The sequence below is a fragment of the Amycolatopsis orientalis genome (genome assembly GCF_000943515.2).
GTDB classification, from domain to species: domain Bacteria; phylum Actinomycetota; class Actinomycetes; order Mycobacteriales; family Pseudonocardiaceae; genus Amycolatopsis; species Amycolatopsis orientalis.
The window spans coordinates 3,497,553-3,509,325 of sequence record NZ_CP016174.1; the positions used below are offsets into that span (position 1 = coordinate 3,497,553).

At 68.9% G+C, this 11,773-nt stretch carries 5 protein-coding genes; 2 read left to right on the forward strand and 3 right to left on the reverse strand.

Features of this window, described 5'->3' with window-relative positions; translation table 11 throughout:
* Positions 1-101: 101 nt before the first annotated feature.
* Both ctaD and SD37_RS15720 read left to right on the forward strand, forming a co-directional pair.
* Positions 102-1,871 carry an aa3-type cytochrome oxidase subunit I gene (ctaD, locus tag SD37_RS15715; protein ID WP_044850244.1) on the forward strand — a complete coding sequence of 590 codons (1,770 nt, stop codon included), beginning with the start codon at positions 102-104 and terminating at the stop codon, positions 1,869-1,871.
* A gap of 11 nt (positions 1,872-1,882) precedes the next feature.
* Entirely contained in the window at positions 1,883-2,428 is a 546-nt protein-coding gene (locus SD37_RS15720) for a bifunctional nuclease family protein (protein WP_044850243.1), read from the forward strand.
* An 86-nt stretch (positions 2,429-2,514) separates the two neighbouring features.
* Here the strand turns inward: SD37_RS15720 and SD37_RS15725 are convergent, their stop codons facing one another.
* From SD37_RS15725 to SD37_RS15735, 3 genes are all read right to left on the reverse strand, one after another.
* A complete protein-coding gene (locus SD37_RS15725) occupies positions 2,515-8,004 on the reverse strand; it encodes an ATP-binding protein (RefSeq protein ID WP_044850242.1) in 5,490 nt (1,829 codons plus the stop codon).
* Positions 8,005-9,007: 1,003 nt separating this feature from the next.
* A complete protein-coding gene (locus SD37_RS15730) occupies positions 9,008-10,192 on the reverse strand; it encodes an HNH endonuclease signature motif containing protein (RefSeq protein WP_044850241.1) in 1,185 nt (394 codons plus the stop codon).
* 127 nt (positions 10,193-10,319) lie between these two features.
* A complete protein-coding gene (locus tag SD37_RS15735) occupies positions 10,320-11,618 on the reverse strand; it encodes a GGDEF domain-containing protein (protein ID WP_418189813.1) in 1,299 nt (432 codons plus the stop codon).
* Positions 11,619-11,773: the final 155 nt, after the last annotated feature.

The window sequence follows — 11,773 nt, forward strand, 5'->3', positions numbered from 1 at the left end:
ACGGACGAATCGTCCGCCAGCTCTTGAAAAGCCCGGGTGTAGGGACTCTCCTGGAGGGGTACCAGCTTTCCGAAGGTGTGTCCTCGTGCTGGGAGTCGCCCATGACCGCGGTGAAGACCTCGCCCCGCCCGGAGGCCGTGCGCTTCGGCGGACGACTCCGTGCCCCCAAGGGCAGCGTGTTCCTCAACGTCGTGCGCACCACCGACCACAAGACGATCGGCCTGCTCTACCTGTGCACGTCGTTCGGGTTCTTCCTCGTCGGCGGATTCATGGCCCTGCTGATGCGCGGCGAGCTGGGCAGGCCGGGGCTGCAATTCCTTTCGCAGGAGCAGTACAACCAGCTGTTCACCATGCACGGCCTCATCATGCTGCTGCTGTACGCGACCCCGAACCTCTTCGCCTTCGCCAACTACATCCTGCCGCTGCAGATCGGCTCCCCGGACGTCGCCTTCCCGCGGCTGAACGCGTTCTCCTACTGGCTCTACCTCTTCGGCGGGCTGATGACGCTCAGCGCGTTCGTCACGCCGAGCGGCGCACCCGACTTCGGCTGGACGATGTACACGCCGCTGTCGAACGCCGCGCACACCCCGGGGGTGGGCGCCGATCTGGCGATCATGGGCCTGATCGTCTCCGGGCTCGGCACGATCCTCGGCGCGGTCAACATGATCACCACGATCCTCTGCCTGCGCGCGCCGGGGATGACCATGTGGCGGTTGCCGCTGTTCACCTGGAACATCCTGTTCACCACCATCCTGATCCTCGCGGTGTTCCCGATCCTCACCGCGGCGCTGTTCGGACTGGAGGCGGACAGACGGCTCGGCGCGCACGTCTTCGATCCGGCCAACGGCGGGGCGATCCTGTTCCAGCACCTGTTCTGGTTCTTCGGCCATCCCGAGGTCTACATCGTCGCGCTGCCGTATTTCGGCATCATCACCGAGATCGTCCCGGTGTTCAGCCGGAAACCGCTGTTCGGCTACAAGCTCATGGTGTTCGCGACGATCGGGATCACCGCGTTGTCGTTCGCCGTGTGGGCACACCACATGTTCGCCACCGGAGCGGTGCTGTTGCCGTTCTTCTCCATCATGACCTTCCTCATCGCGGTGCCGACCGGGATCAAGTTCTTCAACTGGATCGGCACCATGTGGAAGGGACAGCTCACCTTCGAGTCACCGATGCTCTGGTCGATCGGGTTCATGGTGACGTTCCTGCTCGGCGGGCTGACCGGGATCATCCTCGCCGCGCCGCCGCTGGACTTCCACATCCACGACACCTACTTCGTGGTGGCCCACTTCCACTACGTGCTGTTCGGCACCATCGTGTTCGCCACCTTCGCCGGGATCTACTTCTGGTTCCCCAAGATGACCGGGCGGATGCTCGACGAACGGCTCGCGAAACTGCATTTCTGGACCACCCTCATCGGCTTCCACACGACGTTCCTGGTCCAGCACTGGCTCGGTAACCAAGGAATGCCCCGCCGCTACGCCGACTACCTGAGCAGCGACGGTTTCACCTTGCTGCACACCATTTCCACCATCGGCGCGTTCCTGCTCGGCGCGTCGGTGCTGCCGTTCCTCTGGAACGTCGTCCGCAGCTACCGGTTCGGGGAGGTCGTCGAGGTCGACGACCCGTGGGGACACGGGAATTCCCTGGAATGGGCGACGACCTGCCCGCCTCCCCGGCACAACTTCTTCGACCTGCCGAGGATCCGGTCCGAACGCCCGGCGTTCGAACTCCATTACCCGCACATGATCCCCCGGCTGCGCGCCGAGGGGCATACGACCCCGTTCCAGCGCCGCGACCAGCAGGCACCGTCGGAAGTGGTGGCGGACAAGGCGCTGGCCGACGACGGCACCGGCTCACCGAAGGAATGAGGTACCCGCGCATGATCCCGATGGACGTCGAGGGGATGGCAGTCCTGGCTCCGGAAGCGGCGCCGGTGATGCTGCTGCGAGAACGAGAGGGCGAACGGCGCTGGCTGGCGATCACGATCGGCGGCCCCGAGGCGAGCGCGGTGGCGCTCGCGCAGGAGAAGATCCAGCTGCCCCGGCCCGGCACGATCGAACTGATCGGCCAGGTGGTGGAATCGTTCGGGCATCAGGTGACCGGCGTGGAAGTCACCGCGCTGCGGGACGGCATCTTCTTCGCGGATCTCGTCCTGGACTCCGATATCCGCGTTTCGGCCCGGCCGAGCGACGCGGTCGCGATCGGGCTGCGTGCCGGTGTCGCGATCAAGGTGGCCGACTCCGTACTGGAGGTCGCTTCGGTACGGGTCGAGATCGTCGGCTCCGGGCCCGACGCCGAACTGCCGTCGGCACCGGCGGACCCGGTCGAGCAGGAACGGGAGGTGGAGGAGTTCCGGGCGGCGCTGGACAAGATCGTGCCCGAGGACTTCGGCGACCTGCCTCCTGAGCCGCCTGTAGGCCCGTGAGAGCCGCGCGACCCGTGTTATGAACGGGACTTTCATTGCAAAATTTGCAATGAAAGTCCCGTTCATAACATTCGTGACGGGTGGAGCTACTGCTTCGCCAGGCCCCGCTCGATCGCCTCGATGATGCGCGGGCGCATCTCGGCCGCGCTGATGATCGCGTCCACCGAACCGACCTTCACCGCGCGCTCGATGCTGTGCACGCCGTCGAACTCGGCGGCCACCGCGCCCAGTTTCTCGGACCGGACCGACGACTGGACTTCGGCCAGCTCCGCGGCGAGCGCCGCGCGTTCGGCGCCGGTCGCCCCGCTGAGCTTCTCCGAAAGCGACCGCACCCGCTGGTCCGCCGCGGTCCGCGCGTTGACCTCACCGGCGAACACGACCGCCGCGGCGGGCGCCCCGCCGAGGACGGACGCGAACGAACCCTCCAGTGCCAGCACCGTCATGTTCGGGTTCAGCGCCTTCGAGAAGACCACGAAAGCGCCGCCGTGGTACCGCGAGATCACGCAGAACACGATCGGGCCCTCGAAGTTGACGATCGCCCGGCCGATCTCCGCGCCGTACTCCAGCTGCAGTTTCCGCATCGACTCCGGCGAGCCGTCGAAGCCGGACAGGTTCGCCAGCACCACCAGCGGCCGGTTGCCGCTGGCCGCGTTGATCGCCCGCGCCGCCTTCTTCGACGACCGCGGGAACAGCGTGCCCGCGGTGTAGGTGTCGGGGCCGTCGGTGGGCGGGAAGCCGCGGCGCGGCACCGAACGCGACTCGATCCCGAGCAGGCACACCGGCCGCCCGCCGAGGTGCACGTCCTGCACGGCCGCGGTCTCCGCGTCGGCCATGCCCGGCCAGCGCTCCAGCACCGGGTGGTCCTGATCCGACAGGGCGCGCATCACGGTGCGGATGTCGAACGGCTTCTTGCGGTCCGGGTTGGCCTCCCGCGAGAAGATCTGGCCGACCGTGGTGAAGTCGCTGTCGACGGCCGCGTGCGGGAAGGACGAGATGTCCCGGTCGACCGGGTCGGTGGTGACGGCCTTGCGCGGACCGGTCTCCTCCGGCGCGATGTAGGTGTGGTCGTAATGCGACATCAGCACGTCGCGGGCCGCGGCGAGGTTCGGCGCCCAGTACTGCGCCTGCCCGTTCGGGCCCATGACGCGGTCGTAGCCGCCGATGCCGAAGTTGTCCTCGGCCGAGACGCCACCGGAGAAGTCGAGCGACTGCTTGCCGGTCAGCACCATCGCGGAATCCGGCGTCATCACCAGGATTCCCTTGGTGTGCATCAGCATCGTCGCTTCGGCGTTCCAGTACGGCTGGGCGCCGACGTTGATCCCGGCCACCACGATGTTGATCTCGCCGCCGTCCTGGGTGAAGTGCACGATCCGCTTGAGCGCGGCCGCGACCCAGTCCATGTTCTCGGTGCCGGACTCCATCGAGATCCGGGCACCGGCCGAGAGCGCGTACCACTCCAGCGGGACCCGCATCCGTTCGGCGAGGTCCAGCGCCGCGATCACCCGCGCGCACTCCGGCTCCGAGAGCGCGCCGAGCGCCTTCGTCGGGTCGCCCAGCAGCACCACCCGTGTGACGCCTTCCGGGTAACGCTCGGTCGGCGTGGTGACCACGCCGGCGACGATCGCCGCCTTGTTGCGCCCCTTCGGCCGGTCGACCGGGACGAGCGTGTTCGTGTCGTCCAGGTCGTACTCGGTGAACGAGCCGAGCATCTTTGTCAGCTCGTACGGGTACACCGTGTCGCGGCGACGGGCGCGCAGGACGTTCTGGCGGTAGTCGTCGAGCGGCAGGATCGGCTCGGTCGTGGGCTCGGACAGCGACATCTGCACGCCGCCGCTGACGTCGTAGCCGATCCGCACGGCGACCTCGGTGACCTCGCCGGTCGCGCGGTCGCGCTGCCTGCCGAGGAACTGGACCTCTTCGAGGCCCGCGCCAGCCGTCGACGGCTGCACGCGCTGCGCGACCGTGTTCAGCTCCTCGGCGGTCAGCTCACTGGTCGGCCACACGTACAGCATGATCCGGTTGGTGTCGAAGCGCTTCTTCGGCGGGAGTTTCGCCTGCACCTCACGGATCGCGTCGAGGCAGCCCGCCAGCGTGCCTTCGACCGCGGGCAGGGCCAGCAGCTTGCCGTCGTTGTCCCGCAACGGGGTCAGGTCACGGACCTGGGCGAGCGCGACCAGCCGCTGGTCCGACGGGTTGATCGGCGCGACGCACTTGAACAGGTAGACGTCCTCGTCGCCCGAGGGCAGCCGCGTGAGGTCGAAGTTCGCGAGCCGCTGCAGCTGCATGCGCTGGGCGATCAGCGGGTGCAGACCGCGGATCAGCCGCTCCTCGGTGAATCCGGTCGAGGACGGGCGGAAGGTGAAGTGGTGGTGCGCGACCGCGCCACTGTGGCCCGCGACCGTGGTCGTGACCCGCCGGATCCGGCTGGGCAGCGACTCGGCCGTGAGGATCTCGCGCAGCCCGGCCGCCATCGCGTCGTCGTCGGCCGACTCGTCGTCCCAGGTCAGATAGAGATCCGCCTCGACGTCGGTGTCGGCGGGCAGCCCGGCGGCGAGATCGGCGACCGCCTTGATCGCGCCGGGGAGACCGGCGCGGTCGACGGCGGTGGTGGCCATGTGGAACCGCTCGCCGTCGTCGGCGTAGTCACCGGTGACGAAGGTGCAGTCGCCGACGGTGACCTGCCCGACGCCGGTGAGCGCGCGGTTGCCGTAGTAGCGGCGGCTCAGTACTTCGAGCAGCGGGGTGTGGTCGGTGCCGGGGCGCCCGATCCGCTGTCCGAGCAGGCGTACCAGCGGCTGCGCGCTGGCCTGCATGCTCGCGATCCGCTCGGCGCGGTCCGGCGAGTCCGGGTGCCGGTCGAGGTGGCGCAGGTGCTTGCGGACTTCGTTGTAGACCTCGGCGCGGGTGCGGCGCAGCAGCGGCTGGGCGAACCAGCGGAACACCACGCTGCGCGCGAGGTCGCTGACCACCGGGAAACGGACCTGGGTGGCGGCGATGAGCTGCTCCAGCGCCTTGCCCGCCGGTTCGCGCATCGACTCGAACGGCTGCGCCTCGGTAAGCCACTTGCGCAGCAACGCGGTGACGATCGCGACGTCGGAAGCCGCCCGCTGCTGGGCGAGGAAGATGCGGAAGACCGCCTCCTCCAGCTCCGGCGTCCGCTCCAGGTCCTTGACGCCGTAGTGCCCCAGTACCTTCTTGAGCTTGTTCTGGAACGACTCCGACAGGCCGGCGCGTTCCACGTCGAGGCTCTGCAGGTAGGAGTGGAAGAACTCGCGGGCGCTGTGCACCCGGGTGTCGGTCTTGGTCTCCTCGCCCGCCGGCTTGTTGCGGATCAGCTCGGACAGGTCGGCGAACACGGTCAGGAGGTCGACCTCGCCCGCCAGCGGGCGGTCACCGTTGTCCTCCACCTCCGCCCGGGCGGACAGGTACGCGTTGAGCGTGCGGCGCTCGTCATGCGGGTCGACGTCGAAGCCGAGCAGGAGGCTGCGCAGATCCTGTTGTCCCCGCGCGATCCGCTGCGCCGTCGACGAGTTGCCCTGCTCCGCGGGCAGCTCGATCTCGACGCTGCCGGTGTCCTCGGCGACCTCTTCGCCTTCCTCGGCCATCGGCTCGAGGCGCAGCAGCGGGGCGCCGGTCTCGACCTGGCTGCCGACCGAGACGACGCACTCGCGCAGCTTCGCGCGGAACGGGGCGCGGAGCACCGTCTCCATCTTCATGCTTTCCAGCACCAGCACCGGTGCGCCCGCTTCGACCTCCGCACCGACCTCGAGCGGCGTCGCGACGACGAGTGCGGGGGCCGGGGAGCGGACGACGCCGCCCTCGTCGCGGCTGATGCGATGGGTGACGCCGTCGACCTCGACCAGGTGGATCGGCCCGTGCGTGCCGGTGACCAGGCGGAACCGGGTGCCGTTGACGGTGATCTGACCGGTGTGCTCGTCGAACCGGTCGACCTCGACGTCGGCGGGGTGGATCTCGCCGCCGCCCGCCGAGACGCCGACGCGGAACCGGCGGTGGCCGATCCTGGCCACGCTCACGCGGTACGCGGCGCCGCGCAGCTTGAGGTCGAGCGGTCGGCCGCTCTCATGCTGGACCTGCGGGCGGCCACCGTGCGCGGTGGAGAGAAGCCGTTGGCGCTCAACGGCTTCCTCGTCCTCGTAGGCTTCGATCGCGGCGGCCGCGAGCGCGATCGCCGAGTGGCGGTGCGTGACCAGCTTGCCTTCGGCGCGGACGCGGTCGATCCAGCCGGTGTCGGCGCTGCCGTCGATCACCTCGGGCTGGTCGAGCAGGTCGAGGACGAAACTCTTGTTGGTCGCGCCGCCCTCGATGATGACCGTGGTCTGCGCCATCGCGCGGCGCAGCCGGCCGAGTGCCTCGTCACGGTCGCGGCCGTAGGCGATGATCTTCGCGATCATCGAGTCGAAGTCGGCCGGGATCGTGTCGCCTTCGCTGACCCCGGTGTCGACGCGGATGCCGGGGCCCGCGGGCAGGGCCAGGCGCGCGATGCGGCCGGGCGAAGGAGCGAAGTCGCGGTCCGGGTCCTCGGCGTTGAGCCGCGCCTCGACCGCGTGACCGGACTCGGCGGGCTGGGGACCTTCGAGCTTGCCACCGGAGGCGACGTGCAGCTGCGCCTTGACCAGGTCCATGCCGGTGGTCGACTCGGTGATCGGGTGCTCCACCTGCAGGCGGGTGTTGACCTCGAGGAAGGCGAACAGCTTGTCGCCGGGGTGGTAGAGGAACTCGACCGTGCCGGCGCCGCGGTAGTCGACGGCGAGCGCGAGCCGCTCGGCGGACCGCTTGAGCTCGTCGGCCTGCTCGGGGCTCAGCACCGGGGAGGCGGACTCCTCGATGATCTTCTGGTTGCGGCGCTGCACCGAACAGTCGCGGACGCCGAGCGCCCACGCCGTGCCCTGGCCGTCGGCGATGACCTGGACCTCGACGTGCCGGGCGCCGGTGACCAGGCGCTCCAGGAACACGACGCCGCTGCCGAAGGCGCGCTCGGCCTCCAGGCTGGTGCGCTCGTAGGCTTCCTTGAGTTCGTCGGCGGAGGTGATGACGCGGATACCGCGGCCGCCACCGCCCGCGGTCGCCTTGAGCATCAGCGGGTAACCGATCTCGTCGGCGGCCTTGATGGCGGCGTCGAGGTCCGCGACGGCGCCGCGGCTCCACGGGGCCACGGGCACGCCGACCTCTTCGGCGATCAGCTTCGCGCCGATCTTGTCGCCGAGCTTGCGCATCGCGTCCGCGCTCGGTCCGATGAAGGTGATGCCCAGCCGCTCACACAGCTCGGCGAAGGCCGGATCCTCGGCCACGAACCCCCAGCCGACCCAGGCCGCGTCCGCGCCGCACTCGGTCAGCGCCCGCTCCAGCACGCCGAAGTCCAGGTACGGGCGCGCCGACGCCGGACCCAGGTTGTAGCTGATGTCGGCTTCCCGCACGAACGTCGCCGACCGGTCCGCATCCGTGTAGAGAGCGACGGTCTCGATCCGCTGTCCGGTCTCCGCCGAAAGCTCGCGGGCGGCGTGGATGAGCCGCATCGCGGCTTCTCCGCGGTTGACGATGGCGACACGACTGAACACCGACTGAGCCTCCCAAGTATGCAGCACAACAGGTGACGGCCCGCCGGATCACGCGCGGGACAGTCACCTGTACCTGCCTTACAGCCTGCCTCTTACCGGCCGGTACGAGAATGTCGCCGGTGGCGCATGCCGAGGGCCGGGTGTTGTAGGAACCCGCCAAAAAGTGGCCTGGAACACCTCGTCGAGGGGGTGAATGACGTCATGGAGTGGACAATCGGGGCTGGGGTCGGGGGCTGGGGTTCGCGGGGTGTCATCAGGTGTTCACGCCGGTTTCATCGGGGTGGTCTGGATGGTCGCGTGGGCGGGTCGGGTGGGGCTGGGGTGGTTTTGGGGTTGGTCTGGGGTGGGCTGGGGTTGCCGTTTTTCGGCAACGGGTGTTGTGCGGGGTGGCGGTGGGGCGGTGTGTCGGGAGGGGTTGTCGCGTCGGGTCGGGGGTGGGTTGGGGGTGGGTGGGGTCGGGTTAGGGGAGAGGGTTGGGGCCGGTTTTCGGCGATGGCTCGGGGTGGTGGTTCGGCTGGGTGTCTGTGCGCGGTCGCCTGGATTGGGGGTGGCGGTGCTGAGGGGTGAGGTTGCCGTTTTCTGGCGACGGGCTTGTTTGGTGGGTCTTGGGTGGGTTGGGCGTGGTCGTTTTGCGGGAACGGTGTGGGAGCGGCGGCTGGCTGGGGGGTCGACGTGGGGGCGTCTGGCTCGGGGTCAAGCTTGGGGCAGGTGTTGCCGTTTTTCGGCGATGGTCTGGAAGCGGCGGCTGGTCGGGTGCCGGTGCGCCGTCGCCTGACTCAGGAACGAGCCCTGGGCGGGGATCGGCGTTTCCGTAACGGTCCGAGACCAGCAGCGACCGGCCGGAGTGCCGATGCGCGGTCGGCTGGCTCGGAGCCAAGCCCCCGGCAGGGATCGTCGTTTTCCGGCAACGGCTCAACCACCGACAGCCCGCACCTGAAAGCCACGCCGTCAGCCAGCCGACGACAGCCGCAGCGGCCGTATCGAGTCCAGGCGAGGTAAAGGCTCAGAAGGGGGGTGGCTCCTCGCGGGGTTCGTGAAGTGGCGGGGGCGTGCTGTCGTAGCGCTGTCCGGTGGGTGTGGTGATGGTGAGGGTTCCGTCGGCCGCGAGCCGGTAGTTCCACCCGGGTTCGTCTTTGAGCCGGTGGTCGCGGCGGCAGAAGCTGATGAGGTCGGCGGCGTCGGTGGTGCCGCCGAATTGCCAGGGCACGGCGTGGTCGAGGTCGCAGGTCTGGGCGGGGCGGTGGCAGCCGGGTCTTCGGCATTCGCGGTCGCGGATCCGGACGAATTCGCCGAGGCCCGCGGTGGGGCGGTAGCGGTCGCGGCCGAGGTCCAGTACCTGTCCGGAGAGCGGGTCGGTGATGATGCGGCGCAGGACGGTGTTCGGCCCGGTGGCGATGTGCTGGGCCAGTGAAGCGGGAATGTGGCCGTGTCCGGCCAGTTCGGCGGGACCGTCGTTGAGGCCGAGATAGGTGAACAGGTCCATATAGAGAAAGACTTCGGCGCGTTCGCTTGTCCCGCCTTGCCCGCTGAGCAGCAAATCGAGCGCGATGTCCGCTCGCAACTGGTCGAGGGTGCGGGTTTCGTCGCGGTTCTTGAGTGCGCGTGCTTCTCGGTCGATCCGGCGGTAGGCGGCGTTCACCTTCTCCACCGGACCGTCCTCGTCCTCGACCTCGATCGAGGCCACTCCCGTCTCACCCTGCCGCAGGACGAGGCGGCGGCCCTCACGGTTGTGCTTGCAGCGCTTGTCCGCGCCCTCGCGGTCGACCGTGGCCGCGGCGTGGTTCGCGGCCTTGCGGATCTGGTCGGAGTTCTTGCCGGGCAAGCGTTCTTCCAGCAGGGCGTCGGCGGCGCGGGCGTTGTCGTCGGAGAGCCAGGCGGTCGCCGTGGCGACCTTCATCGCCCCGAACCCGTCCAGGCGCCCCTGATCCATCAGGTGCAGGGTGCGGGGCAGCCGCGTGGTCAACGCGGTGGCCGTTTCGACCATCGTGGCCGCATGACTGTCCACCATGGACAGTGCGAACGCGACTTCTTGGGCGGCGCTTCCCGCGTTCTCGCGATGGCGGGCCAGCTGAGCCAGTGCGCGGTAGCGGACCGCTTCCAACTTCGCGATCACCGCGGAAGCGGCCTGCGCGACCGCGACGGAATCCTTGTCGTCCAACGTATTCAGTGCATTGTTGATGGCCTCCATGGTGTCTGGATCGGCAATTTCCTCGAGTAGTGCCACAGTGGCGACCTGAGTTTCCACGCCGAGAACCGTACGACCGGGCACCGACAATTTCGGATTCGCGGAAGCCGTTGCCGAAATACGGTAATGACTACGGGGCGGGTGGCGCCAATTCGACGCGGTTACGACCGCCTTGCTTCGCGCGGTAGAGGGCCATGTCGGTGGCGACGAGGAGATCGTCGACGCTGGAGATGTTGTCGGCCGGGTACAGCGCCCCGCCGATCGACACGGTCAGATCGGTCAGCACGGTGTCGCGATCGGGCAGGGCGACCGAGACCACCGCGACCTGGTGCCGGATCCGTTCGGCCACCTGGCGCAGCGTCTCTTCGCTGTGGACGTCCGGGATGACGATCGCGAACTCCTCGCCGCCCCAGCGGCCGCAGACGTCCTGTTCCCGGATCTCGGCGCGCAGCGCGTCGCCGACGGCGCGCAGGACGAGGTCGCCGTTGGGGTGGCCGTAGGTGTCGTTGATCGTCTTGAAGTTGTCGAGGTCGAGGAAGAGCACGCCGAGTTTGCGGCCGGCGCGGGTGCGGCCGAGGTGCTCTTCGGCGAGCTGGCGCCAGCGGCGTTTCGTGACGAGGCCGGTGGTGGCGTCGGTGTGCGCGTCGCGCCGGTACTGGGTCAGGAGCAGTCCGCGGTGCAGGGCGACCAGGGCGATGACGACGCCGACCAGTACGAGCGGGTTGGCCTGGACGAGGACGACGGCCGTCACCAGGCCGAGGCCCAGCGCGCCCGCTTCGAGGATTTGGTCGCCGAAGCCGGAGAACAGTTCGCCGATCGACTTCGGCGGCGACGAGAGCGCGATCGCGATCATCACCAGCACGGTGTTGATCGCCCAGCGGAGGGCGGCGGCCACGATGATGACGGCTAGGTCACCGAGCCCGGCGAGCAGGCCGGAGTCGGGCGCGCCAGGGTAGTGGCGCATGCCGAGGCCGAGGACGACGACGGCGGCCTGCGTACCGCACAGCACCGTCGCGGCGGAGAAGATCCACCGATGGGGGAGCACCGGTCGCTGGTGTGGCCAGATCCGCAGCCATGCGATGGTGTAGGTCACCACGACCATCGCGGCGGCGAGCACCGGCGGCAGCGCGATGACGGCGGCGACGCTCCAGACCGCCTTGGTGTCGACGTAGGCGACCGACGGGGCCCTGTCGTACTCCCGTTGACGTTCGATCTGCCGGGTGCCCTCGATCGCGATGGCCGCGCACAGCGTCAAGACGCCGAACCGGATCAGGTCGGTGCCGGTGACCGGGACGAGCCGGGCCGTGGCGGCGGTCGAGAGGACTGCGATGAGATTCACGACCAGCACGTAGGAACGCACAGGTCGCGGCAGGCTCCACAGGTGCCAGGCCTTGAGCCGCCGCCGCGCGCCACCGAGTCGTCCGTCCACGCACCCTCTTCCGTCGGTGATCTACACCGTAATCGAACCGGGACTGCGACGACCGTCGTTGTCCGGACGATAAGAAGCGCGGCCGCGAATTCCCCCGGACAGCCCAACCGAAACGAGGGAGGTGTACCGATGCAGGACAACAACTGGTGAGTTAT

Excerpts from the sequence above, each read along its gene's own strand:
- ctaD (WP_044850244.1), top strand. The coding sequence starts at position 102 with ATGACCGCGGTGAAGACCTCGCCCCGCCCGGAGGCCGTGCGCTTCGGC.
- SD37_RS15720 (WP_044850243.1), top strand. The coding sequence starts at position 1,883 with ATGATCCCGATGGACGTCGAGGGGATGGCAGTCCTGGCTCCGGAAGCG.
- SD37_RS15730 (WP_044850241.1), bottom strand. The coding sequence starts at position 10,192 with ATGGAGGCCATCAACAATGCACTGAATACGTTGGACGACAAGGATTCC.